At 69.8% G+C, this 24,228-nt stretch carries 21 protein-coding genes and 7 pseudogenes; 9 read left to right on the top strand and 19 right to left on the bottom strand.

What is annotated here, in order from left to right; translation table 11 throughout:
• The first annotated feature begins 735 nt into the window (after nt 1–735).
• The gene (locus ACF1BE_RS28815; protein WP_392201931.1) at nt 736–1,242 is read left to right on the top strand and encodes a lamin tail domain-containing protein; all 507 of its coding nucleotides are present in this window, start codon (nt 736–738) and stop codon (nt 1,240–1,242) included.
• Nucleotides 1,200–1,529 (top strand): hypothetical protein, encoded by a 330-nt coding sequence (locus ACF1BE_RS28810; protein WP_392201930.1) that lies wholly within the window; start codon nt 1,200–1,202, stop codon nt 1,527–1,529. The genes ACF1BE_RS28815 and ACF1BE_RS28810 overlap by 43 nt, the downstream gene beginning before the upstream one ends.
• A gap of 232 nt (nt 1,530–1,761) precedes the next feature.
• Here ACF1BE_RS28810 and bla read toward each other — a convergent pair whose 3' ends face one another.
• A complete protein-coding gene (gene bla, locus ACF1BE_RS28805) occupies nt 1,762–2,613 on the bottom strand; it encodes a class A beta-lactamase (RefSeq protein ID WP_392201929.1) in 852 nt (283 codons plus the stop codon).
• Nucleotides 2,614–2,649: 36 nt separating this feature from the next.
• On the opposite strand from bla, the gene ACF1BE_RS28800 reads away from it, so the two are divergent.
• Nucleotides 2,650–2,940, top strand: coding sequence for a hypothetical protein (locus ACF1BE_RS28800; RefSeq protein WP_392201928.1), 291 nt, complete (start codon nt 2,650–2,652; stop codon nt 2,938–2,940).
• Nucleotides 2,941–3,530: 590 nt separating this feature from the next.
• On the opposite strand, the gene ACF1BE_RS28795 is transcribed toward ACF1BE_RS28800, so the two are convergent.
• Nucleotides 3,531–5,510: an amino acid transporter gene (locus ACF1BE_RS28795; protein WP_392202001.1), complete on the bottom strand. Its 1,980-nt coding sequence runs from the start codon at nt 5,508–5,510 to the stop codon at nt 3,531–3,533.
• Nucleotides 5,511–5,671: 161 nt separating this feature from the next.
• Here ACF1BE_RS28795 and ACF1BE_RS28790 point away from each other — a divergent pair, with 161 nt between their 5' ends.
• Nucleotides 5,672–6,214 carry an NUDIX domain-containing protein gene (locus tag ACF1BE_RS28790; RefSeq protein ID WP_392202000.1) on the top strand — a complete coding sequence of 181 codons (543 nt, stop codon included), beginning with the start codon at nt 5,672–5,674 and terminating at the stop codon, nt 6,212–6,214.
• Between the two features lie 234 nt (nt 6,215–6,448).
• Here ACF1BE_RS28790 and ACF1BE_RS28785 read toward each other — a convergent pair whose 3' ends face one another.
• From ACF1BE_RS28785 to ACF1BE_RS28775, 3 genes are all read right to left on the bottom strand, one after another.
• On the bottom strand, nt 6,449–6,934 hold the full coding sequence (locus ACF1BE_RS28785) for a hypothetical protein (protein ID WP_392201927.1): 486 nt from the start codon (nt 6,932–6,934) through the stop codon (nt 6,449–6,451).
• A 748-nt stretch (nt 6,935–7,682) separates the two neighbouring features.
• Nucleotides 7,683–8,516 carry a PIG-L family deacetylase gene (locus ACF1BE_RS28780; protein WP_392201926.1) on the bottom strand — a complete coding sequence of 278 codons (834 nt, stop codon included), beginning with the start codon at nt 8,514–8,516 and terminating at the stop codon, nt 7,683–7,685.
• 354 nt (nt 8,517–8,870) lie between these two features.
• On the bottom strand, nt 8,871–9,521 hold the full coding sequence (locus ACF1BE_RS28775) for a hypothetical protein (RefSeq protein WP_392201925.1): 651 nt from the start codon (nt 9,519–9,521) through the stop codon (nt 8,871–8,873).
• Nucleotides 9,522–9,874: 353 nt separating this feature from the next.
• On the opposite strand from ACF1BE_RS28775, the pseudogene ACF1BE_RS28770 reads away from it, so the two are divergent.
• Nucleotides 9,875–10,352 (top strand): annotated as a pseudogene (locus tag ACF1BE_RS28770) (aldo/keto reductase); the annotation flags it as partial.
• Between the two features lie 54 nt (nt 10,353–10,406).
• On the opposite strand, the gene ACF1BE_RS28765 reads toward ACF1BE_RS28770, so the two are convergent.
• Nucleotides 10,407–11,147 (bottom strand): class I SAM-dependent methyltransferase, encoded by a 741-nt coding sequence (locus ACF1BE_RS28765; protein ID WP_392201924.1) that lies wholly within the window; start codon nt 11,145–11,147, stop codon nt 10,407–10,409.
• Between the two features lie 100 nt (nt 11,148–11,247).
• Between ACF1BE_RS28765 and ACF1BE_RS28760 the strand changes: the two are divergent.
• Nucleotides 11,248–12,060 (top strand): annotated as a pseudogene (locus ACF1BE_RS28760) (IS5 family transposase).
• Between the two features lie 30 nt (nt 12,061–12,090).
• Here ACF1BE_RS28760 and ACF1BE_RS28755 read toward each other — a convergent pair.
• Complete coding sequence (locus ACF1BE_RS28755) at nt 12,091–12,453, bottom strand: hypothetical protein (protein WP_392201923.1); 363 nt, start codon at nt 12,451–12,453, stop codon at nt 12,091–12,093.
• A gap of 390 nt (nt 12,454–12,843) precedes the next feature.
• Nucleotides 12,844–13,119, bottom strand: coding sequence for a hypothetical protein (locus ACF1BE_RS28750; RefSeq protein ID WP_392201922.1), 276 nt, complete (start codon nt 13,117–13,119; stop codon nt 12,844–12,846).
• Between the two features lie 1,027 nt (nt 13,120–14,146).
• Between ACF1BE_RS28750 and ACF1BE_RS28745 the strand changes: the two are divergent.
• Nucleotides 14,147–14,524, top strand: a pseudogene (locus ACF1BE_RS28745) (DUF5959 family protein); the annotation flags it as partial.
• Nucleotides 14,525–14,540: 16 nt separating this feature from the next.
• On the opposite strand, the pseudogene ACF1BE_RS28740 reads toward ACF1BE_RS28745, so the two are convergent.
• Nucleotides 14,541–14,705 (bottom strand): annotated as a pseudogene (locus ACF1BE_RS28740) (IS5/IS1182 family transposase); the annotation flags it as partial.
• A gap of 138 nt (nt 14,706–14,843) precedes the next feature.
• On the opposite strand from ACF1BE_RS28740, the gene ACF1BE_RS28735 reads away from it, so the two are divergent.
• Nucleotides 14,844–15,011: a hypothetical protein gene (locus tag ACF1BE_RS28735; protein ID WP_392201921.1), complete on the top strand. Its 168-nt coding sequence runs from the start codon at nt 14,844–14,846 to the stop codon at nt 15,009–15,011.
• A gap of 17 nt (nt 15,012–15,028) precedes the next feature.
• Here ACF1BE_RS28735 and ACF1BE_RS28730 read toward each other — a convergent pair.
• A pseudogene (locus tag ACF1BE_RS28730) lies at nt 15,029–15,749 on the bottom strand (IS5 family transposase); the annotation flags it as partial.
• Nucleotides 15,750–16,293: 544 nt separating this feature from the next.
• On the opposite strand from ACF1BE_RS28730, the gene ACF1BE_RS28725 reads away from it, so the two are divergent.
• Nucleotides 16,294–16,584 carry a transposase gene (locus ACF1BE_RS28725; RefSeq protein WP_392201920.1) on the top strand — a complete coding sequence of 97 codons (291 nt, stop codon included), beginning with the start codon at nt 16,294–16,296 and terminating at the stop codon, nt 16,582–16,584.
• On the opposite strand, the gene ACF1BE_RS28720 is transcribed toward ACF1BE_RS28725, so the two are convergent.
• From ACF1BE_RS28720 to ACF1BE_RS28680, 9 genes and pseudogenes are all read right to left on the bottom strand, one after another.
• A complete protein-coding gene (locus ACF1BE_RS28720) occupies nt 16,568–17,104 on the bottom strand; it encodes a GNAT family N-acetyltransferase (RefSeq protein ID WP_392201999.1) in 537 nt (178 codons plus the stop codon). The genes ACF1BE_RS28725 and ACF1BE_RS28720 overlap by 17 nt on opposite strands.
• A gap of 69 nt (nt 17,105–17,173) precedes the next feature.
• A pseudogene (locus ACF1BE_RS28715) lies at nt 17,174–17,596 on the bottom strand (DUF6882 domain-containing protein).
• A gap of 173 nt (nt 17,597–17,769) precedes the next feature.
• Nucleotides 17,770–17,952, bottom strand: a pseudogene (locus ACF1BE_RS28710) (Tn3 family transposase); the annotation flags it as partial.
• A 631-nt stretch (nt 17,953–18,583) separates the two neighbouring features.
• The gene (locus ACF1BE_RS28705; protein WP_392201919.1) at nt 18,584–19,117 is read right to left on the bottom strand and encodes a 2'-5' RNA ligase family protein; all 534 of its coding nucleotides are present in this window, start codon (nt 19,115–19,117) and stop codon (nt 18,584–18,586) included.
• A gap of 135 nt (nt 19,118–19,252) precedes the next feature.
• Nucleotides 19,253–19,816, bottom strand: a complete 564-nt coding sequence (locus tag ACF1BE_RS28700; RefSeq protein WP_392201918.1) for a cysteine hydrolase family protein — start codon at nt 19,814–19,816, stop codon at nt 19,253–19,255.
• Nucleotides 19,817–19,927: 111 nt separating this feature from the next.
• The gene (locus ACF1BE_RS28695) at nt 19,928–20,473 is read right to left on the bottom strand and encodes a GNAT family N-acetyltransferase (RefSeq protein WP_392201917.1); all 546 of its coding nucleotides are present in this window, start codon (nt 20,471–20,473) and stop codon (nt 19,928–19,930) included.
• A 187-nt stretch (nt 20,474–20,660) separates the two neighbouring features.
• Complete coding sequence (locus ACF1BE_RS28690; protein WP_392201916.1) at nt 20,661–21,713, bottom strand: TauD/TfdA family dioxygenase; 1,053 nt, start codon at nt 21,711–21,713, stop codon at nt 20,661–20,663.
• A 26-nt stretch (nt 21,714–21,739) separates the two neighbouring features.
• Nucleotides 21,740–21,970 (bottom strand): MbtH family protein, encoded by a 231-nt coding sequence (locus tag ACF1BE_RS28685; protein ID WP_392201915.1) that lies wholly within the window; start codon nt 21,968–21,970, stop codon nt 21,740–21,742.
• A 92-nt stretch (nt 21,971–22,062) separates the two neighbouring features.
• Nucleotides 22,063–24,228 (bottom strand): amino acid adenylation domain-containing protein (locus tag ACF1BE_RS28680; RefSeq protein WP_392201914.1); only part of this gene is annotated, 2,166 nt, incomplete at its 5' end.

The following is a 24,228-nucleotide window of genomic DNA, read 5'->3' as shown; positions in this document are numbered from 1 at the left end:
GGCTGCGGAGATCAGTGGCCGACGCAGTGTTCACCGCCGTGGCGGTGGTCGGCACCGCGGTGGTCGCGGCGGTGGCCCGATGGGAATGCGTCGGCGAGGCGGTCACCGTCTTCACGCCGGGTCGCGGTGTCGGCGTCGCTGTGCCACACGTATCCGCGCCGGTCCTGGTACAGGTTCCGTGGACTCGGACCGTCGCATGTCCATCCAGCCGCATGTGGCGGAAGTGCGGCGGCGGCCGTGAGTCTTGCGCATCCGGTCGGTGATCTCCTTGGGCATGGCCTCGTCGAGGAAGTCGACCGGTTCCACGAGCGCGCGCACCGCCTCGGGGTCGTCAACGGGGTGGCCGGTCGGACCGGTTAGCGGCCGTGCCCCTGCGGCGCGTCGGCGCTGTCCGGCCGTGGCGGACGTGCCGCGTGGCGGCGGTCTGCCCGGCGTCCAGAGGCTCGTCCCGTGCCCGCCATCTTCTCCCAGCCCCAGCTCGAACAATGGGTGAGGGCCATCTCCGTGCCCCGCACGTGGTGAAGCCGTCGTCCGGTGGCAAGCAGCAGAGCGAGTCCTGAGGCGCCGGTCGCCGGCCGGCTGCGGGGCTGTCCAGTCGTGGGGGTGTCCCACCTCGACGGATCGCGCGTGGCCCGTTCCCCTGCGGGTGCTCCATCGCGGTGTTCCCGACCGGTTTCGGCGGTGGCGTCGCATCGCGAGGTGGCGAGGTGCGCCTGGCGTTCTGGTGGCGAGCGCGTGGCGTTCAGCTGGGGTACACGCTGTTTCAGGATCGCGTCGTCAGAATTCGGCATCGTGCCTACCTCACACTCGCGTTCCGGCGTCGCCTCTGTATGCGCCGCCGCTCTGACGCTTTCAGGACTGCTCGTGACAGGGACGGTTGCCGCGCAGCCTGCGGCTGCCGCGGACCAGGCCGGTTACCAGGATGTTCGGATCAACGAGGTCACCTCGTCGAACAACGACACGGTGGAGCTGTACAACACCGGCTCGAATGCAGTGAGCATCAGTGGCTGGAAGATGTCCGACGACAGCTTCTCGCCGCAGACTTTCAGCCCGTCCTCCAGCACGGTCCCGGCAGGGGGCTTCGTCACCTTCAACTCGCCCAAGGGGCTCGGTGATTCGGACAAGCTGGTGATCTACACGGCCGGCAGCACAGTGGTCGACCGCGTCGAGTGGGCCACCAACGGGAAGAGCAACGGCAAGTGGATGCCGGACGCCTCATGGAGCGCGGCCGGCAAACAGTGACGTTCGACGCCGGTACCCAGCGCATCGTCGCGACCTGTGACAACACCTGCGGCGAGACGCACACCTTCATGAAGGTCAACGCAGGCGGCGCGATCGTCCCGGACGTGACCTACACGAACCCGGCCGTCATGCCGGCCGACAACCTGGAGGGCTTCGCGATCGCGCCGACGTCGACCTGCGTCAACGGCTTCCGCGAGGCGGTATGGAGCGACGACGGCATCTACGGCTTCGGCTCCGGAAGCTCCTCCTACGGACACGCCGTCTACAGCGGTACCTTCCCCTGCTGATCCCGCCGACCACAAGAGGACGGCGCACACACCTGGCCGCCTCCAGGGTGAGGCGGCCAAGCAGTACCCAGGGATGAAGCTCCCGGCAGCCCTCGGCTTCCCGGGGTGATGGCCCTGGGCCGCATCCGCGACGGCGGGTGGATCCCCGCACCCGCGCTGCGGCGGCAGCGTTCCCGCGCCGGGCCGGGAGGCGCACCCCGTCCGCCCGGGCGACCTCCTCGGCTGAGCCGGCTCACTCACCGGGGGCGACGACGCGCGCCGCGATCCGGGCCGCCTCCTCGATGAGCTTGTCGTCCACCGGGGCGTCCTCAGCGGGCTTGGCAGACAGGACGGTCAGCACAACCGGGGTCCCGTGGGTCGTCCAGGCCGCGCCGATGTCGTTCGCCGTCGCGTAGGAACCCGTGCCGGTCTTGTCGGCCACGACCCAGCCCCGTGGCAGCCCCGCCCGGAACCGCGCCGCGCTGGTGGTATTGCCCTTCAACCAGCCGACGAACCGCTCGCGGTCGGCGGGGGCCAGGACCGGGCCGAGAGCGAGGCGCTCCAGGCTCGCGGCGACGGCCCCGGGGGTCGTCGTGTCGCGCGCGTCGCCGGGGATCGCGCTGTTCAGCTCCGTCTCCCACCGGTCGAGCCGGCTCACCTCGTCGCCGAGCGACCGGAAGAACCGGGTCAGGCCGACAGGGCCGCCGATCTCCCGGAGGAGGAGGTTGCCGGCCGCGTTGTCGCTGTACTGGATGGCCGCCGCGCACAGATCGGCGACGGTCATGCCGGTCGCCTGATGCTCGTCGGTCTTCGGCGAGTTGGGCAAGCTGTCGTGCGGCGGGTAGTGCACCACCCGGTCCAGCGGGGCGCAGCCGGCCGCGCCACGCAGGACCGCCGCCGCGGCGAACGCCTTGAACGTCGAGCACATCGCGAACCGCTCGCCCGCCCGGTGGGCCAGGGTCCGCCCGGTGCGGACGTTGCGCGCGTACAGGCCGAGCCGGGCGCCGAAACGCTCCTCCAGCTCGGCCACCTCGGCCCGTCCGGCGGACGATCCGGCGCCGGGGCGTGCGAAGGCGGTGGGCGCGGCGAGGGCCGTCGCGGTCACGGCATCGCGGGCATCGAACCCTCCCTGCCCGTCGCCGTGGTCGGTGACTTGAACATCCCGCGCGAATCAGCGGCATTCGCCGGCTTCGTCGCCGCAGCGGGGCTGCACGACATCCTCGCCGGCGACACGCGTCCGACCTACCGGTCCACACCTCGATGGCCGTCACCGCCGGCCTTGGACCACGTACTGGTCCGGGCCGCAGCCGGGGAGACACTGACCGGCGCGGCCGACTTCGTGTTTCAGGACAAGGTGACACTGCGTGACGGCCGCCGGGTCCATCTGTCCGACCACTACGGCGTGCAGGCGCAGCTGATCCGGTCCAAGTGACCAGGAGACCGGCCCGACCGGGCTTGAGAAGCACAGGGAGGCAGGCACGGAGCCGCCCGGCGGGGTCAAGGCGTGCACGGCGCGCGGGTGCGGCCTCGCGCACGGGTGGGGCCGCCCGCCCTGTGGCACCGGATGAGTCGGTGACGACGGCGTCCATACAGGCTGACGCTCACGGCAGGCGGATCCTGCTCGAACGCGTCCTGTCCGGCCGGCCCGTCGCGCATGTGGCGACCGAGAGGGGCATATCTCGGCCCACCGGCCACAAGTGGGCTCCAGCCTGCGGCGGGCGGTGTAAGTCATGGCCTACATCGTGCCTGCGGTCACGCCCCGTGGAGCAGGGCGGGCCGCTGGATCAGCTCCCTGGGTACGGCAGTCGAATATCTGGGTCTTCGGCAGCTCGACGGCGAAGACGGGTGGTGATGCGCTCTCGGCGGTCATGGCGGAGCGCCTTGACGAGGAGGAGCAACTCGTTCACCCACTCGGTCGTGGCCCCGCGTCCCGAACGTCGGATGCGGGGCACCGGACAGAACCGGTCCGGACGGCCCTCGGCCTACCGGGTGCGGTCGCCGCCCGGACCCCGCGGTGGCAGGTCAGTCGCCCACGTGGATGCCGGGGCGGCGACCGGGATCGGGTTCGTTGCTGCGGATGATCTCCCGAGTTACGGGAGCTGTGTCACCGCGCCCCAGGAGGAAGTAGCGGAACATGTGCTTCAGGGGGCTGCCTTCGGCCCAGGCGAAGTAGCAGTGCGGCTTGACGCCGGTGGTGTCGCGCAGCGCGAGGAGGATGGCCGCGATGGCGTTCGGGGCGGCCGGGGCCTCGGCGCGCAGGATGCGGTACGGGCCGACCTGGATGCCATGGATGGTGAGGGTGTCGCTGAAATCGGAAGGGTCGACCACATCGATCTCAAGGAACAGTACGTCGGCGGGCCCGGGGACGGGGTTGGTGCCGCGCTGTTCGAGTTCTTTGGCGGAGTACTCGGCTTCGTCGCCGGCCTGCCGGCGGTTGGCGATGATGTTGATGGACTGGTCGTGGGCGAGGGTATCGGCGATGAACCGGCGGGCGGCCTCATCGAAGACGAGGCGGTCGGCGCGCAGTTCAGTGGTGCGCGAGACGCGTGAGACCAGCGAGACGATGATGATGCCGAGGATGAACATGCCCGATATGGCGATTCCGTCGGGTTTGTCGATGATGTTGGCGACCAAGGCGTAGAAGAGGACCGCGGTCAGCATCGCGAAGCCGACGGCGGCCGTGCGCTTGCGGCGGCGTACGACGGAGACGGTGACGGCGAAGGCGCCGGAGACCATCATGGCCAGGATGCCGGTGGCGTAGGCGCCGGCCTGCTTGTCGACATCCGCGCCGAACGCGATGGTGATCAGGACGCACAGTGCGGTGTAGACGATCACCACGGGGCGTACCGCGCGGCCCCATTCGGGGGCCATTCCGTAGCCGGGCAGGTAGCGGGGCACGATATTGATCAGTCCGGCCATCGCCGACGCGCCGGCGAACCAGAGAATCAGGATGGTGCTGATGTCGTAGAGGGTGCCGAACGCCTCCCCTACGTGCTCGTGCGCGAGCCATGCCAGGGCGCGGCCGTTGGCCGCGCCGCCGGGCTCGAACTGCTTGTGGGGGATGAGGACGGTGGTCGCGAAACTGGCGGCCAGTAGATAGACGCTCATGACGAGCGCCGCGGTGGTGAGCAGTCGGCGGGTGTTGCGGATCCGGGTGTGCAGACGCTGTTCAGCGTCTGCGGCGTCTGCGGTCACGAGCGGCATCATGCTCACGCCGGTCTCGAAGCCCGACAGGCCCAGGACCAGCAGGGGGAAGGCCAGCAGAGCCGGGCCTGCAAGGCCGCCGAAGCCGCCGCCTCGACCGAGGGCGTCGGTCCAGCCCGACACGGCTCCGGGTGTGCTGAATACATCCGTCAGAGCGACGGCGATGACCACGGCATTGAGGACCAGGAATATGGCCACCAAAGGGATGGCCACTTTGACGGCTTCGCTGAACCCCAGGAGAAAGACCCCGCCCAGGATCAGAAGCAAGGCCACGGTGAGGACGACCTCATGTCCGTGCAGAGCCTGAGGGAAGAAGGGATTCTCCACTACGTGGACGGAGGCGTCCGCCGTGGACAGGGTGATGGTGATGATCCAGGAGGTGGCGACGAAGCCGAGCAGGACCAGCACGAACAGTTTCCCCCACCAGAACGGCAGCAAGTCCTCCAGCATCGCCACCGATCCGGCCCCGTGCGGACTCTCCTTCGCCACGCGCCGATACATCGGCAGCATGCCCAGCAAGGTCAGCGCCACGATCAGCAGCGTCGCCAGGGGCGAGACGGCGCCGGCAGCCAGTGCGGCGATCGCAGGCACATAGGCGAGGCTGGAGAAGTAGTCCACGCCGGTCAGACACATCACCTTCCACCAGGCATGCGTCTCCGCGTGTCCTCCACCCGCCGCCGGTCCGACCGGCTGCACCTGATGACGCAACATCCACCGCGCAAGACGGCCTCTCGGCCTGATGCGCAGAGCCGGACTGTCCACGACCTCGGGGACGAGCGGCTGATTCACATCTTCCATATGCTCCATGAGCCTTCCCTGGTTCCCATCGACGCAGCGCACCAGTTTCGGAGCCCTGCCCGCGGCACGACCACCGAATATGACGCCGGTCAAGGTGGCCGCGCCCCACCTTCTTCCCCGCGTCCGTCACACCAAAGACGAACCGTTGCTCACCTCAGCCAATCCCTTACGCCGCCAGCCGCCCGCAGCGCGTACCGAGCCGTCCCCGCACCAGCGCGCCGCCTCGAGCGAACACCGCGCTGGGCGTCGGCGTGATCGTGCACGGCCCGGACGGAGTCCTGCTCGGGCGGCACCGGCGCCGTACGTGGGAGCTCGCCGGCGGAACCGTTGAGCCGGGCGAGACCTTCGCCCAGGCGGCGGTCCGCGAGCTCTGTGAAGACGCAGGCCTCGTCGCGGATCCCGGCGACGTGCGCGTGCTGGGCACGCTCCTGGACCGGGTGGGCGACGCCGTCCGGGTGACGGTGCCCGTCGTCGTCACGCAGTGGTCCGGCGTCCCACAGCAGCGCGAGGAGGCCATCGGCTCCTGGAGGTTCAGGCCCCGTGACGCGCTGCCCGGCCCGTTGTTCGTACCGAGCGCCCAGTGCCTGACCGCCTGGGACCCGGATCTGCCGCTCGACCACCCGCCTGCCGACTTCCAGGCCTACCGCTCCCCCGGCCGAGCCTGGCCCGGCGGCCGGCAGTCGCCATGTCCGACCGGCCCATAGACCTGCCGCCGATGGTGGACGAGACCTACACCTGGCGCTGAATCGCCAGCACCGGACCATTCGACAGCGATTCGGCGATGACGTCACTGATCGGCTCCGAGGGGGCTCGCCGAACGCACGTGAACCGAGCGAGCTCCTGCCTGGCCAGGCGGCCCTTCGGCGCGGTGTGCCCGCCCCCTGGCGGGATGGCGGTACGCCCGCACGTGACGGTTAGCGCAAGGGGTTCGGCAGGGCTCAGATACGGGGCCAGTCCTGGCCGGCGGTCACCTCGCGTGCGATGCGACGCCACCGAGCCTCTCCGCCGGGCAGGGGCCAGGCCCAGGTCGGCTGTTCCGCCGTGTTCAGGTCGTGGAGAAGGCGGACGAGCTGTGGGCCGGCGGTGGCGGCGCCGTCCGGGACAGTGGGGCCGTGGACGGCGCGGAGTTCGGCGAAGCGTGCCAGGCCGTCGACGAGCATCGAGCTCCAGTACTCGGCATGCGAAGTACCAGCGTGGCGCCAGCGCCGGAGCGGACTCTCGCGCGAGAGCAACCACCGGCCCTCGTGCAACGGGCTGTCCGGCGAGTCGATGAGGTACTGCGCGAAGCGGTGGGCCCACCGTTGCGGGCTGCCCACCAGGGCCCGCCCCACATCGGCGCGCAGCGGCGGGACGAAGGAACGGTAGTCTTCGGTGCGCCAGAAAACCACGCCCCGGAGGGGCTGGTCGACAGCAGCAAGCAGCACAGGCCGCGACAGTTGGGAGACCAGAAGTCGCCGCCCGGCAGTGAGCACGCACAGCCCCGGCTGGTGGCGGTCCTGTACATCCAGGGACAGACCTACCCATGTGCCGTCGTCCCGCGTGACGTCGCTGCGCTGTATGCCGAAAGCGTAGACGGCTGCTGCGGGAGAACTCGATGGCGCTCCTTGTGGGACCAGCTGTGCGCGCAGGCCAGGGGTCTGCCGCACCTGAGCGAAGAGGCACAGCGCCGCGTCCTGCAGGAGGCATGCGCCCATTCCCCCTTGTTCACGGCGAGCAGCGGAACGTCAGCACCCCCACTACCGGCACCTGCAGGGCAGCCGGAAGACAGCCTGGCGGCCTGGAACCAGGCTGTAACCGACGTACACGCCTCGACCCTCAGCCCACCACGACGTAGTAGCGTCAGCGGCCCTCTGACAGCCCGGCACCGAGTGATCAGCGACGACGTCAGCTCCCCGGCTCTTTCCTGTGGCCGGAGAGCTGTCGCGGCACCGTCTGCGTATCACGCTGCGCACCGACGACCGCCTGTGGCCCCATCCCTTGAGGCATCGTCGCTAGCACCCATACATGGGGGTGTCGGGTCGGAAGTGCGGGCACCCGTCGACGCCGTCGGCGAGGGCCTGGACGCGGGTTGCCGAAGCGGAATTCGCGTGAACAAGCCTCCGGGTGTGTGACCCGCTCGATCCCGCTGTGTGGTCGATGCCCCTTCGCGGGCCGGTCGGAGGGACGGACGGATCAGCGCAGTCCGGCGAAGAGATCGTTCTCCGGTATGGCCGCGCCGGTGGTGTCCTGGACACGTACGAAGGTCTCCATGCCCATCAACTCGCCGAACCTCTCCTTGCCCATCTTGAGGAAGAAGATGTTCTCGCCCTGACTGGCGTGTGCGGCCAACGCGTCGAACTTCTGACCGCTGAACGCGGTGGTGTCCACCCAGGTGGTGATTTCATCGTCGGGGAGGCCGATCTCGGCCAGCGCGGCGGCCTCGGCAGGATCCGGCTCCGGCATGTCCTCATGGAACTCGCGCATGATCTCGCCGAACCGCTGCATCATCGAGCGGGGCATTGTCGTCCAGTACACCTTCGGTGCCAGCGCTGTCATCTCCAGCGCCGCCATCGTGATGCGGTGGGCCTGGATGTGGTCGGGGTGGCCGTAGAAGCCGTTCTCGTCGTAGGTGACGACCACATCAGGTCGGTAGTGCCGCATGAGTTCCGCGAGTCGGGCCGCGCCTTCCTTCACGGGAGTCTGCCAGAAGGATCCGGGGGCGTCGTTGCTCGGCCAGCCGGTCATCCCGGAGTCGGCATAGCCCAGCATCTCCAGATCGCTGACCTTCAAGACGTCACAGCTCGCCGCGAGTTCTTGGCGGCGCCTCAGGGCGACCGCCGCCGGATCGTGCCCGGGATCGCCCGGCTTGACACCACCGGGTCCATCACCGCAACCGCCATCGGTACACGTCACGAGAACCGTGCGGATGCCTTCCGCCGCATACCGCGCGAGGACCCCTCCGGTTCCGGTGGCCTCGTCGTCGGGATGGGCGTGTACTGCCATAAGCGTCAAGGGCCGATCAGTCATGGAACAATCCTCCTGCAGGAACGCGTCTTGGTCCGAGTGCGCGGCAGGCGTGCCGCGCTCCTGAGGCCCGGATCCTGGTGGGGCGGACGACCTTGTGGTCTCCGTTTCCCCGCCCGTACGACGCCGGTCCCTCGGTTGATGCAACCGTACCGACCGGACCGGCTGTTCCCGGCACGGCGGCTCGGCCTTCCAGGCGTCGGCGTGTCAACGTGAACGAGGTACAGGCGCGCCCCGCATGTCTCAGCGCCAGGTCGGATCCGACTTCCGTCCGGCACCAGCCGTCAGATTCCGGCAGCCGCCCTCTTCTCCCCTGCCGATGTCGGCGTGACATGCGATGACAACTGCTGGCGCCGCCTACTTCTTCAGCTCTTTCAGGCACAGGGACACATCGCCGCTACTGCTGTATTCCGGATACGCCACCAGGTCCAAGGATTCGCAGTCGGGGTCCTCCGGGTCGAGGACGCGGAACTGGGCCTGGGAGGAGCCGCAACTCACGGACCGCAAGTCCTGTTCGGGCCAGGTGGCGTTGTTGTGCGCGCATGAGCCGACCCGCAGGACCGGACGGCCGTCGCCGTCACCGCTCGGCCCGGAGATCAGGCCGATGACGAAGAGCACCGGCACCGCCACTGCGGCCAGGGCGACCAGTCCCAGCGGGACGAGGGCAAGAATGCCCTCCGGCCGCTTGAACACCGGCTTACCCGGGTCCAGCGGCGGTCGCGTGCCGGGCATGACCGGCGCGGGCATGCTGCGGATCGAGGACAGGGCACCGAGGTTACGCAGCAGGGTGACGGGCGTGATGAACACCGACAGCGCGCCCCACCAGCCCTGGATCAGGGTGTCGGCCTGCATGTTACGGAAGATGGCCAGTGCGCAGGTCTGGCAGAACGTTCCCTGCTGCCGCAGGAACCGCATGATCACCAGCATGCCCTGGTGACCGCGCACGGTCACTGGCGCGGCGGGCGCCGCCCCACACACCTTGCAGGCCGCTATCGGCCCACCGGCCACCGGCCCACCCGTCGGCACCCCGCCGCCGTTGTGCCGTGGCCCTGGGGCAGCCGACGGAAAGGCCCTCGGTGCCTGTGGGTACGGGCTCGGCGCCTGCTGGTACGGACCCGGCCCCGGCGTCTGCGGGTACGGCCCCTGGGGCGGCTGGCAGGCGGGGTGTGGGGGCGGCGGGGTGCTCAACGGGAGCCTTCCTACGGGGACATGGAGGAACGGCACGGCACCCTAGCGGCGAGCCGACGGTCAGCGGCGGCGGCGGTGGTGAACAACCCGAAGTCGCGGTGTGCGGCGGCCCACGCCGCGATCGGCGGGGCAAGGGCCGCGGCAGCGTTCGGGGTCACTCCCCCCGCCAAGCAGCCAAGGCGATCGGCGTCGCCAACTTCTACCCCGACCGGCTGATCGACCTGATCGTCAACAACAAATCACCCCGCAGGTCGACCAGATCGAGACCCACCCCTTCTTCCAGCGCGCCGACTACCAGGCCCTCCTGAGCGGGCACGGGGTGCAGATCCAGTCCTGGGACGGCTTCACCGAGGGCGGGAACGACCTGTTCACCAATTCGCTGCTGGCCGAGATCGGCAAGGAGTACGGCAAGTCGGTCGCACGGTAGTGCTGCGCCGGCTGACCCAGCGCGGCGTCGTCGCCATCCCCAAGTCGGTGCGCGCCGACCGCATGGCCGAGAACATGGCCGAGAACATCGACGTGTTCGACTTCCGGCTCACCGACGAGCAGGCGGCTCGGATCGCCACCCTCGACACGGGCCGCTCCCTGTTCTTCGACCACCACGATCCCGAGATGGCCATCTGGCTCGCCAAGCGCCATCTGGACTGTTGAGCGGCACCAGGGCCTGTCCGGTGAGGGGATGCCATCGTCTCGACGCGGCGGAACTTACGGTTTGTGGGTAACCCAGAGCAGTTCCGCCGGCCAGCGGTGTGCCCAGTCGGGTGGGTCGGTTTCGTTGTAGCCGTTGGGTGTTCCGGGTTCGGGCCGCGGCTCGATGAGGTCGTCGATGATGAGACCCGCGCCGCGCAGGACCTTGACCCAGTCGCCGTAAGTGAGCTGGTAGCTGGTCGCGCCGTCGTCTTCGGCGATGGTGTTCAGCCCGAAGTAGTCCCGCTGCAGCGTCCTGGTCACGCGGCTGGCGGCTTCGTCGTAGCAGGCTTCGAACCATGGGCTGGCGACGTTGAACACCAGGCGCCCGCCTCGGACCAAGACGCGTGCGGCCTGCGGGACGGCCAGGTGCGGGGGCGCCCAGCTGAGCCCGCCGAAGTCGCAGAACACCAGGTCGAAGCTGTCGGCGGCGAAGGGGAGTTGTTCGGCGGCGCCTTGAACCAGCGGGTAGCGGGCCGCTCCCATCGCGCGGTCCGCTGCGACGAGTTGGGCTTCGGACAGGTCGAGCCCGACCACGGTGGCGCCCTCGGCGGCGAGCGCCCTGGACCACTGGCCGGCGCCGCAGCCGAGTTCGAGGACGCGCTTTCCGGTGACGTCGCCCAGGGCCTGCAGGTGCACGTCGGGGATGGAGTACATGCCCCACAGCCGGGGTGTGGCGCCGATTTGCGGGTCGTGCTCGTGCTGGTAAGCGCTGCTGATCTGGTTCCAGAGCCGCCGGTTGGCGGGGATGCTGTCCACGTGCCGACTCCAGCACTGCCTGCCGGGGGCAGTCAACACGATCAGGGCCCTGGCCGGCCCTCGCCTCGGTCCGGCCCTGGCTCGGCCAATCACCGATGCGATGTGGGACCGGATCGAGCCGTCGATGCCGGCCGATCCGGTCAGCCGATGGGCCGGCCACCGCCGCACTCTTGAGGCCATCACGTGGAAGTACCGCACCAACTCGCCCTGGAGGGGTCTTCCCGACGAGCTCGGCTCATTTCAGACCGCTCACAAGCAGCTGATCAGATGGGCCATCGACGGCACCTGGGAGAGGATCCTTGCCGCTGTCCCGGCGGCGGCGGACGCCAACGACGACATCGACTGGACGGTGTCGGTGGGCTCCGGGGCCCACCAGCACGCGGCCGGAGCACGAAAAAGGGTCGGCCCATTCCGGCGAGCCCGCCGCACACGCGCTCGGACGCTCCCGCGGCGGACTGAGCACCAAGGCCCACCTGGCCGCAGACGGCCGCGCACGCCCCTTCGCCTTCACTGTCACTGCAGGCCGAGCAGGTGATGCACCCGCCTTCGAGACGGTGATGTCCCGCATTCGCATGCCCCGAACCGGCCCAGGCAGACCGCGGACCCGGCCCTTGGCCGTTCTGGCGGACCGTGCGTATTCCTCACGTGCCATCCGCAGCTGTCTGCGGCGCCAGGGCATCCGTGCGGTCACCCTCAGCCGTTCGCCCAAGTCGGGCACCGCCTGCGGCGAGGCCGACTCGGTGGCCGTCCGCCCGGTTTCGACAGCGAGGCGTACGAGCAGCGGAACACCGTCGAGCGGTGTATCAACCGCCTCAAGCAGTGGCGCGGCCTGGCCACACGAACCGACAAGCTCGCGATCACCTACCAGGCCGCACTCCACCTCGCGGGCATCCTCATCCGGACCCGACACTGACCAAGGAGACAGACCCTGGCTCAGCTCGGATCAGTACCTGATGATCTCGATGCCGTTGGACTCGGTGTGCACGCTGCCCAGGCTGCAGCCCGCGGAGTTGTAGTTCGTGCGCCACGACTCGCTCAGTCCGCTGCCGCCCCAGGTGCACCACACCCGCACCTTGAACTTGCCGAAGCTGCTGGGGCAGGTCGCGAAGCCCACCGACTGGCCGAAGCCGCCCTTGGAGCAGCCCGCAGCGATCTCCTGCGCCGGGGACAGCGCCGTGCCGGCGGGCAGCGCCTGGATGGTCGCCGCCGTCGGTAAGGACGTCTGCGCCGTCGCCGGGCTCACCCAGATCAGCCCGCTGCCGGCCACCACTCCGGCCACCGCCAACAGTTTTGCTGCCTTACTCATGCTTCTTCCCTTCGCTGAGACCACTGGACAGGACATCACCGTGAAGCCGGCGATCCCCGACCGCCGTCACGGCCGTCGGACGCCGCGCGGGGCACGGTGTGCGCACTGGTCACCTCGGTCGATGGAGTTACGAACCGCCCGGCGGCAGAGCGCCGGGCGTGATCAATGTTGTGGCCCGTTCTTCCGGAGCAGCAACGGACATGGGCTGTCCCGGACAGAACTTCCGGCTTTCGCCCTGGTCGGGCGCTTGTCCGGGACGCTGTCCCGGACAAGCTGACCTGCCGTCTCGCCGCTGAGGTAGAGGAGACAGGCGAAGACCAGTGCGCCGGCCTTGTCGGCGTAGCGGGTGGTGATGAGCGGCGAGCTGTTTGTCGGCGTCCGGTCCGAGAGTCAGCAGGCAGACGGTGTCAGGTCCGACCAGGCGTGGTCGGCGTCCAGGGTGCGTTCGTCCTCGCGCGTGGTCCACTCGGTGTGTGCGGCGGGGCTGTCTCGGCGGTGCGCTGGCGTGGCGGCCCGGTGACAGGCGGCCCGGCGGCCGCGTAGCCGGGCCGCGGCGGCGGTCATGTCGTAGGGGGCGTAGCGGTTGTGGTTGCGGGTGCGGGCCGAGGCGAGCGAGTCGTTGATGGTGCGGTCGTCGTCACGAGCGATGACCAGAACGGGGCTCACTCGCGAAGCGTGGTCCCGCACTCGCCAGTGGCGCGCACCGCCGGGCGCAGGACCTGATTCTCCTTCGCAGCCGCTCGCAAACAACGCTGGGTGATCACACCAGCCAATGACTGGGCAGCTGTGACTGAGTGCCTCAGGCGCCCATTGAGTGTTTTGCTTGGGCGCCCGGCATTGCGCGGGAAGGCGGGAGGTCGCTCATCACTGGCCGAGCCCCCGGTCCGGCGCCTTTGGGACCGACCCTGTCACCGGTGTGCGAGCGATACTGCCAAGGTCGCTGCAAGTGCGATCATTGCTGCAGCTCCCAGCCACATCAGTCGGCGACGCCTGGTGCTGTGGCGATACGGCAGTCGGAGCCGATGCAGCGGGGACGGATAAGAAGGGGCGGGTCGGGGGTGGGGGGGCTCCTGAGGAGCTGGAGGGTAGTCGTTCGTCCTGGACTCAGTGATGACCGGATCTTCGCGGTTCATCCACTCCCATTCGCCGTCTGCCCTCCGGACGCCCTTGTGCAGGCCACCACCGCCGTCTCGGAGCCAACGGGTTCCCGCAGCATCGGTGAAGATCACTGTGACCTGATGAAGCACCAGGTGCGCGTGAGCAGCGCTCCCTGTCGGCGGGAGGGGAAACGAGCGTGTAGTTCCTGGCCCGAGCGAACCGACCACGTCGGGCACCGCCTCACCGCGGTAGTTCGCCCTCAAGCCTCTGATGGGCTGATTGCTAGGATTCATGATCGTGAGCCGCGGTGTCACCCAGCCATCATGCAGCGATGACCGGGAGGCGTTCGCATGTACCTCGATCATCGACGCCTGGATGCGTCGCTCTTGTTGCTCCAGCGCACTTTCCCGGGCTTCGACACGCCCCTCACGAACGTCCAGAGCCGCCGCACGCGCCACTTGATGCCGGTGAGCCATGAAGCTCACAACCAAGGCCCCAAGAGTGACGAGCGAGGCGAAAGCGGCAATGAGCTGGCAGGGCCGGTACGCCACCCCGCCGGCCGGGCGGGTCGGCGGCGGCCACGGCGGCGCCTCGGCCGCTGACCGGCCACGACATTCTGCACGCGGACGTGCTCGTCTCCGCGAGCTTCGTCGACGCCCGGCTCGACCTTTACCTCTTCCAGCATGACCTGGACTCCTGGGAGCAAGAACTGTCCAACCTGGGGACAGGCCAGACGGTCAGCATCGGCGGAGATCGCGGCCTGAGTCTCGACTTCCACTTGCACGAAGACAGTTGGCTGTCGATCCGGGTCAGCGACCCGGACCGCCTTACGACGGCCCTCGGAACTCGACTCCGGGGAGACTGGATCGCCGAGCACCGTGGGCGCTTGGAACAGGTCCGGCTGACCTGGCCCCGCGAAGTCATCGAGACGGCCCCAGGAGCTTACGAGTGGAGCCCCGATCGCAAGCGGTGAACACCTGGTCCCAGGAGGCACGGTCGGCCAGAACTATGGTCGGGCGGGTGCGAGGCCGGCCGGGGCCTCTGGGCACCCGGATGCGGGGCATGACCGTCTCGAAGGCGGGCGCGTCATCCGCCTGGCCCACGGTGACGGCCAGCGCCAGGGGCCGTGCATGGCCGTCTGCGGCCGGGTGAATCCCCCGTTCACCGAGGACTCGTGGCACGTACGCATCGGGAGGATCGCGAACTGGGCCGGGGTGCTGCGGCTCGCGGCCCGATCAGGCGGATGGGTGCTCCAGCCAGTCGCCGGGCGTCGTCCACCGCACCCTGCGGGCATGACCGAGCTGCTGTCTGGCATCTACGCGGTCGGCGAGCAAGGAGAAATCTGGATGCGGCAACTCCTGAAGGGTGAGCTGCCACTGGAAGACGAGATCGCGAAGGCTGAGGGCTTCCTCACCGGGCCGGGATCCGTCGAGGACCTTGAGCTCTTCTTCTACGACTGAAAGGCCGTCGCTTCGCGTCACCGTCGTGCCCAGATGAGGATGGAGGCGAGGTGGAGTGCGGCCTGGTAGGCGATGGCGAGCTTGTCCGTTCGCATGGCCAGGCCGCGCCACTGTTTGAGCCGGTTGATGCATCGTTCGACCGCGTTGCGTTGCCGATACGCCTCGGCGTCGAAAGCCGGTGGGCGACCTCCGGCGCGACCTCTCCGCAGACGGTGGCCGATCTGGTCGGACGGCTGGGGGATGACTGCGCGGATTCCGCGTCGGCCGGAGGTGACTTCGGATCGCACGGGCGGTCCGCCAGCACAGCATCGGGTCGGGTCCTCGTTCTTCCGGGCCCGCTTCGCGGAACACGGATGCCGGCCATGACGGTCTCAAAGGCTGGAGCGTCGCCCGCCTGGCCTGCGGTGACGCGGAGGACCAGGGGTCGCGCATGGCCGTCGCTGGCGAGGTGGACCTTCGTGCTCAGGCCGCCGCGGGAGCGTCCAAGCGCATGGTCGTCGGGTTCGGCCCGGCCTGGAGCCCCTTTTTCCAGGCTCCGGCGGCGTGCTGGTGAGCCCTGCAGACGGTGGAGTTCACCGACGCGGTCCAGCCGATGTCGTCGGCACCCTCGGCCGCTGCCAGGACCACGGCAAGGATGCGTTCCCAGGTGCCGTCCACGGCCCACCTGATCAGCCGTTCGTGGGCGGTCTGGAACGAGCCGAGCTCGTCGGGCAGTTCCCGCCAAGGCGAGCAGGACCGCTCGGTGCCTATCTTTCACAGGTGCGGGTTTCTTCGTGGCTGCCGAAGAGGTCCCCGCGCTCTCGTGCCTCCATCCGGTCGAGACCACCCGACCAAGGCTTCTTGGCCCGGCCCGCCGGATCGTTGCGTGAACGACCGGTGTGTGGGGCTTCAGCAGGGGCGCCGCCCCAGGCCGTGTGTCGACAGTGGATCTTGAGCTGTGAGTCGAGTACGGGCCGTGGGGCCGGATCTACGACCTCTTCCGCCGATGGCAGCGGGATGCCACCTGGCACCGGGTCCTTACCCGGCTCCAGTCCCTGGCCGACGCGAAGGGTGCGATCACTTGGAACCTGAGCGTCGACTCCACGGTGTGCCGCGCTCACCAGCATGCGGCCGGCGCCCGCAAGCGGGGTGAACTGCAAAAGGAACCACCGGGAGGTGTCTTCACCGAGCCCGGAGATCACGGGCTCGGACGCGTTCGACGGCCAGGTGCAACTTAGTTGTGAACCCGCCGCGCGAGCGTGCCCGCATCGGGCCCGGCCGACCACGTGTCCGTCCCAATCGCGTGAGGGCTGACAAGGCGTACGCCTCCCGCAGGAACCGCGCCTACCTGCGCCGACGCGGCATCCGTTGCACCATCCCGGACAAGGCCGACCAGGCACGTAACCGCAAGAAGCTGGGCGCTCTCGGCGGCCGGCCGTCCAGATTCGACGCCGAGGACTACAAGGCTCGGCATGCGGTCGAGTGTGGAATCAACCGACTCAAAAGGCACCGAGCTGTGGCCACCCGCTTCGACAAACTCGCGGTCCGCTACGAGGCGACCATCCTCGTAGCGGCCATCAACGAGTGGTTGTGACGTACTGGTCCGACGACAACTCGAACACCCGTACTCGCCGACCACCGGCGGGATTGACGGTCTCACGGACCGGATGCATCCCCAGTTTGGTCATGATCCGTTCGGAGGCGTCGTTGCCCACTTGAGCGATGCTGACGATCCGCTCCAGCTCTCGCTCTTCGAACCCGAACCGTACAGCGGCCGCAGCGGCCTCGGTGGCCAAGCCCTGCCCCCAGTGGGAACGTCCCAGCCGCCAGCCGACCTCAACCGCCGGCAGTACCTCCGGCAAGTAGATCGGCACCGAAAGGCCGGCGAACCCGGCCAGCTCGCCAGTGGATCGGATCTCCACGGCGAACAGGCCGAAGCCCTGTGACTCCCACTCGCTCTCCCACGCCTGGACCCGACCGCGAGTCTGCTGTTCGTCAAGGACGCCGCCGTCACGGATCCACCGCATGACCTCGGGGTCGGCATTGACGGCAGCCATAGGCGCAACGTCTTCCTCGCGCCAGCGACGCAGGATCAAACGGGGAGTCTCAAGCATGACCATCCGATCATTCTTGATCACAAATAGGCTCTCCGTCATCCTCACCAGGCACTTTCGATACACGCCCTAGTTGATATTGATGTCGAAGGTGGACGTGCTGCCGTCCGCGGCGGTCAGAGTGACCGGGCCGAAAGTGATGATCGCGACGGAACGGCCTCCGGGGCCCCGATAGAAGCCGGTCGCCTCGGTGACCCGGACGGCCAGAGCCGCGAGGGTCGCCGCGACCTGTTCGTCAGCGTCGATCTCCGGCTGGGCAAGGGCAAGGTGATCGTGGGCCTCTGCCCACTCCCGGACGCTTCGGGCGTCGCGGCTCATCTCGGGAAGGATGCTCTAGTTCGCCCAGGCCCACAGCCACGAGCCCGACGCGGCGCTGAAACTGCCGAGGATCTGTGCGGGCGCCGTCGCAGTCTTGTCCGCGAACGTCCAGGTGATGAGGCCGGTCCGCTGATCCAGGCCCCAGCGGTCCGCCGAGCCCAGCCCCCAGGACATGTGCGCACGAGCCAGTTGGTCGATCATGCCTTCGCCCTGCAGCAGCAGCGTGTTCAGATCGTCCTGTCCCCACCCTGAGCAGCACTCTCCGACTTCTTGGCCCGCTTGAACAACCCCATGCCGCGCAGTCTGCCAGAGGTTGTACCGGTCCTCGCCCTGTGGCGGGGGGCCTCGCCGAGGACAGCGAGCTGGTCCGCCTCGCCCTCGCGGTACGCCTGGCGGATCTGGCCCCGGCCGCCGTGGCAGTTCGCGCGGGCGAGCCGGTGACGGGACTTCTCCACGGTGAGCTGCCGGTGCATCAGGCGGCGGTAGGTGTCGTCCACCGGGTCGCGCAAGGTGCGCAGGTGCAGAGGCCGCCCGGCAGTTCTACGGACGCGAAGGGCACCCACGGGTAGCACCGGCTCGGGGCGTGGATCGGGAGGCAGCGACGCAGGGCCACGACGCTGACACCGGAGCGGGTGAAGCAGCTCGTCCTCCATCGGCATGCGCTGGAACTGAGCATCTGGATCAACGGGCGAAGATCAGGAAGAGAATGGCGGTCGCTACCGCGCTGATGAGCAGGGAACCCAGGCAGCCGACCCGGTTACTGAAGAAGAACATGGTGCCCGCCTACCCCGGAATCCCGTGGTCGTATCAGCGGATTCGCTGGTCGCGCAACGCGCCGGGCACCCGACCGGCCCGCGGCGCCCGAGCCCGCCTGGCCTTGGCCTACCCTCCGCACCGACCCGGCCGCACGCTCTACCGTGTCTCCACGAGGCGTCGGCTTGCCGATGCTTGTGGCCTGTCAGCGGGCGAGCAGGACCGCCGATGCACCCCAGAACGCAAGATGTGAGCGTGGGTAGCTGCACTACTCGCGGGTCTCTCCCGGCGAAGACCAGGAGGGCGATCCGCCGCACGTGCACCCCTGCCGCGTACAGATCCCGTACCGATCGCGTACGTAGGGACGTGCAGGCTGCCACTTCGCGGTACGTCTGGGGCGGGGACGTCTCAGGAACGGGGCTCCAGCATCTCCACGGCGCCGGTTTCGGTGTCGTAGCTACGCAAGGTGGTGAGCCGGGCCGACAGCGGTGGCGCCGGCAGCAGCTCGGGGACCCGCCGGCCGGCAAAGGCACCGGCGGACCGGGTCCGGCCGAGGGTGATGTGCGGGCTCCAGCGTCCGGGTTCGTGGAACGGGTTGAGGGTCTCGGGTGGGCTGTCCGATGCGACCGCCTCCCATACCCGGCGGTGCAAGCCGGCCAGCGCGGAGTCGAGGTCCAGCGCCCAGGCCAGCACCGAGGTGGGCCGCTCGAACCGGACCACGCCGGTGAACCGCACCGGCAGCGGCAGGGCGGCGGCCACCTCCGCGAGCTCCCAGCGAATCGGTGCGGTCAGCTCCGGGCAGGTGGCCAGGGTCAGGTGCGGGCTGTTGGTGGGTGAGCGGTGGCGCGCCTGACTGGGCAGTCCCGCGTCCGCGAGCCGCCGCCAAGCCTCCCGGACCGCCAGGTCCGCCGCCTCATCCAGCAGGAGCTCGACCGTGCGCATCGCCGCAGCCTACCGGCGATCGCCCGTGGTCCCGCCATGTTGCCGCTGCGTCCGACTCGGTGACGGTCCGTTGGGGTCTCCGTACGGTACCGGCCTTGGAGTGCTCTGCGTGGTGAGGTCCGGACGGCCCCCCCGCTATTGCGGTGCGATGGCTTCGAGCCAATCCTCGACGGAGAGGACATCTGCCCACTGGGGGAACAGCTTCTCGGTGAGGACCCCGTGCACCTCGGGGTCGGTGTCGAGGCAGGCGTCCGCCAGGACGGTGAGGCCGTAGTCCAGGTCGATGGCGTGCCACAGGGTGGACAGCACCGCGGCGCTGGTGGCGATGCCGGTGAGAACAAGGCTGTCGATGTCGCGGGCCCTGAGTACCAGTTCGAGGTCGCTGCCCGAGAACGCGCTCCCCCGCCTCTTGGTGACCACGACGTCGCCCTGCTGGGGCGCGACGTCGTGATGGATCTCGGTGCCGGCGGCACCTTCGGTGAACAGGCCGGCCCGCACGGCGTTTGTGATCACCTTGTTACGAGGGCTGACTTCTGGATCGCCCGGCCGTAACGCGATCATCACGTAGATCACGGGGATGCCGGCAGCCCGGGCACCGTCGATCGCTCTGCGCAAGCGGGGCAGGTAACCGGAACCGTCGTCGGCGATGGCCACGATGTCCCGTTGGACGTCCATCACCAGAAGTGCGCTGTTCGCCATGCTCGCCGACCCTTCCGTTGGGGAACAAGAACAAGTCTGGTGAACCGACCGAGCCGCGGTGCCGCTTCTCACCAATTGCTGTCCGCACTCGGTGAGAAGCGGTGTCGCCCGTCAGTTACGAGGCAGTTGAAGGCGCCAGATGACGCGGACGCCCGTCTCGCCTGGGGCTTCGGGCCCCTCCGGCACCCGCGCGCGTTCGACCTCTGTGAAGCCCAAGCGGCGGGCGACGGCGCCACTCGCGGGATTGGCCTCGTCGTGGTGGATTTCGATGCGGTCGGTGCTCGGCAGCTTCCGCCCCGCCTGCACCAGGGCAGCCGCGGCCATAGTGGCCAGCCCCTTCCCGGTCCACGCGTGATGGAGCCAATACCCGATGTCCAGACCGCCAGGTCCGATCCGGCGGTGCAGTCCGCAGCTGCCGACCACTACTCCACCCGAGGTGATCGCGTAGTTGTATGCCTGCCCCGAGGTCCACTGCTCCTCGGAGTGGGCCAGGAACCGTTCCCCCTGCTTCCGGTCGTGGGTGGCCGCGAAGGGCATCCACGGCAGCAGGTGATCACGCGACTCGGTGATCACCCGATGCAGGGTCTCGATGTCGTCGCCACGCCATCGGCGTAGTTCGACCTGGTCGGAGCGAAGCACATCAGCAGGCTGTCCCATGACCGGGATGCTGCCTCGGCCTCACCGGATCGACAACGCAATTACCAGCACCGGCGCCCCGCGACCCGGCAGGCAGCCAGTCGCGGGACCTACCGCGTGGTACTCGCCCGGCCGAAGCCGTCGGTCGGCCGAGCGTCGACGCGCCCGGCCGAACGCCGCGGTCTCGCCCCGGCCCGGGGAACGGCCCTCACGGCCCGCCCGCCGGTCGCAGCGGTGCGCACACCTGCGATCCGGGGGCCCTGACGGCGCGGGACGGACGCAGGTCGGCGACCGCGAAGCAGCGCCGCAGCCACCGGTCCCGCCCGTCGTAGCGGGGCCGGAAGTCGGTGCGACCGTGCACGGCGGCCCGGTTGTCGACGACGATCAGGTCGCCGGCCTCGAGGACCGTGCCCACGAGCACGGCGAGCATGGCCTCGCGCAGCTCGTCGAACGCGCGCGCCGCGGTTTCGTCCAGCGGTTCCATGGCGTGGAAGTCGGCGACGAGCTCGGGGGTGGCGGCAGGCCCGGACAGGACCGGAAGCGGCGGCGAGACGGCGGTGGCCGCTCCGCCGCCGGGTCCGCCGAACGAGCTGCTGTGGCTGATCCGGAACAGCGGGCGGCGCAGTACGGAAACGCACTCGGCGGACAGGCGGGGCAGCGCCCGTGTGATGGCGCCGCAGGTGGTGCGCGCCCGCCGCTCGTGGTCGGCGCGCAGGCACAGCAGCGTCACGAAGTCCGGCTTGTAGGGGTGGAAGCCGTCCTCGGTGTGCAGTTCGAGCATCACACTGCCGCTGTTCTCCTGCCGCCGCTCGGCACCCCTGACGGGGACGATGTCCTGGACCAGGCGGCCGGCCTTCTCGTCGGCGTAGGCGATGACGTCGCCGAGCCAGGTCATCACGGCGAGCTGGGCGACGGTCGTGAGCGGAAGCCGTGACCAGTCGGGAGCGACGCCGTCGGTGGGGGTGGGGGGCAGTTCGTCGTCGAGCGGTACGTTCCGCGCGATCAGTGTGCCGTGCGGATTGCCCTCCCGTCGGAAGCGACTGAGCGCGCGGGTCAGCCTCGGCGGGAGCCAGCGGGCCGCCACCTCGATCTCCGCGAGCAGCCCGGGGTCGTCGAGCTGCCCGGGGCCGGCCGGGCCCCCGCGGGGCAGTATGCCGGCGATCTCGGCGGCGACCGTGCGGAACTGTTCGGCCTCCTGCGGTGTCAGCTCCACCGTCACGCCCTCGACGCCGCCGATGGGGGGCTCCTGGTACGTCAGCAAGGCGGTGTCTCCTCAGGGTCCGGCAGTCAACGGGCGGAGGGGGACGCGGCCTCGTCCATGGCCCGGACGAGGCTGTTCGGGCGCATATCGGTCCAGTGCTCCTCGACGAAGGCGAGGCAGGCGTCCCGGGAGTCCTCGCCGTGGACGACCGTCCAGCCGGCCGGGACCTTCACGAACGACGGCCACAGCGAGTGCTGACCCTCGTCGTTGACCAGTACCAGGTACGTGCCGTCGGTGCTCTCGAAAGGATTGGTCATGGCGTGCTCCTTCTTCTTTCCTTCTACGGGGTCCGGGGCGTTCCCGGCCTCGGACTGTGAGCTGGCGGGCCCGGGGCGCGGGCCGGGGGGCACTACCGGGCGGGTCCGTCCGCCGCGTCCAGCCGCTCGGCGAGTACACGGCCGATCTCGGCCAGCGGCTCGGGGCGGCACATGTCGTGGTGGGTGGCGTCCACGGTGTACCGCCGCACGTGCCCGGTGACGACGGGCTCCCAGACGTCCGCGGTGGGTGCTCCGTCCGGGCGGTCGGCGGTCGCGGTGAAGTGCAGGAGGTCGCCGTGGAACCGGCCGGGCGCGTGCGCCGACGCGAGCTTCCTGTTGTTGGCGTATACGTCGGCCAGAGCCGCGACACGGCGCTCCTCGATGTCCGCCAGGGGGCCGCCGCCGCTGCGCAGGATCTCCATGACGTCGTCGATCCGCAGCCGTTCGCCGCCGGCGACGTCCTCGCCGTGGCCCGCGAAGTCGAGCAGCGTGGCCAGGACCTCCTGCTCGTCCGCGGGCGGGGCGGGAACCTCGGGGTCCTGGGGATAGGAGTCGAGCAGGGCGAGGAAGGCGACGTCGTCGCCCTGGGCCCGGAGGCGGACGGCGACCGCGTGGGCCGCGAGGCCGCCGAAGGACCAGCCCAGCAGGTGGTAGGGGCCGGTGGGCTGGACCGAGCGGATCTGCTCGACGTAGTCGGCGACCAGCTCCTCCATGGTCTCCGGGTACGCCTCGGGGTGGGCCAGGCCGCGGGACTGGAGCCCGTACACGGGTCGGTCCGGTCCCAGGTGCCGCAGGAGGCCGGTGTAGCACCAGCTCAGACCGCCGGCGGGGTGGACGCAGAACAGCGGCGGGCGCCCGCCGGAGGCCCGCAGCGGAAGCAGGACGTCGAAGGCGTCGCCCGGGACGCCGAGGTGCAGCCGGTCCATCAGGCTGCTGACCGTGGGCGCCGCGAACAGGTCCCGGACGGACAGGGCGATGCCCGTCGTGTCCCGGATCCGGCCGGCCAGCCGGATCGCCGCGAGCGAGTCCCCGCCGAGGTCGAAGAAGTCGTCGTCGATCCCGGTGCCGACCAGGCCGAGGACCTCGGCGAACAGTCCGCAGAGCGTCTCCTCCTCGGGAGTGCGGGCGGGCCGCTTGGACACCGCGGACAGCGGTCCCGGCTCCGGCAGGGCGCGCCGGTCGAGCTTTCCGCTGGTCGTCAGGGGCAGGGCGGCCAGCACGACCACGGCGGCCGGCACCATGAACTCCGGCAGCCGCTCCGCGGCGTGGCGCCGCAGGTCGGCGGGGCGCGGTTCGGCGCCCGGCGCCGCGGCCACGTAGGCCACCAGCCGCCGCTGCCCCGGCTGGTCCTCTCGGACGACGGCGGCGGCCCGGGCGACGGTGCCGTGGCCGGCCAGCACCGCCTCGATCTCACCGAGTTCGACGCGGAAGCCGCGGATCTTGACCTGGTCGTCGGCCCGGCCTGCGAACTCCAGCAGTCCGTCGGCCGTCCAGCGGGCCAGGTCGCCGGTGCGGTACATGCGTTCTCCCGGCGCGCCGAAGGGGCAGGCGACGAAGCGCTCCGCCGTGAGGTCTCGCCGGCCCAGGTAGCCGCGGGCGAGCTGGACGCCGGACAGGTACAGCTCCCCGGTGACGCCGGGCGGCACCGGGCCGAGGCCCGCGTCGAGCACATAGGCGCGGACGTTGCGCACGGGGTGGCCGATGGGTACCGGGCGGGTGGTGTCCCGGCCGGTGGCCGGGCGGCGCCCGCAGGTCCAGGTGGTGGCGTGGATGGTGGCTTCGGTCGGGCCGTACAGGTGGTTCAGGGTGGCGCCGAGCAGGCCGGTGGTGCGGTCGCGCAGCTCCGCCGGCAGTGCCTCGCCGCCGGTCTGGACGCGTCGCAGGCTCGTGCACAGGGCCGCGGTGGGCTCGTCGAGGAAGGCCCGCAGCATGGACGGCACGAAGTGCACGGTCGTCACCGCGTGTCGGCGGATGAGTGAGGCGAGGTAGGCGGGGTCCCGGTGCCCTTCGGGGTCGGCGACGACGATGCGGGCGCCGGTGGTCAGGGGCCAGAACAGTTCCCACACGGACGCGTCGAAGGTGGCGGGTGCCTTGTACAGGCAGATGTCGGAGGGTTCGAGACCGAACTCGTCCTGTATGCCGAGGAGCCGGTTGACGACCGCGGCGTGGGGGACGACGACGCCTTTGGGTGTGCCGGTGGAGCCGGAGGTGTAGAGCACGTAGGCGGGGTGCGCCGGTGTCAGGGGGGCGGTCCGTCC

The sequence above is a fragment of the Streptomyces sp. NPDC014991 genome, from assembly GCF_043080665.1.
Lineage (GTDB): Bacteria > Actinomycetota > Actinomycetes > Streptomycetales > Streptomycetaceae > Streptomyces.
The sequence above is the reverse complement of the archived record's forward strand: the minus strand, read 5'-3'. Positions and strand labels throughout refer to the sequence as shown.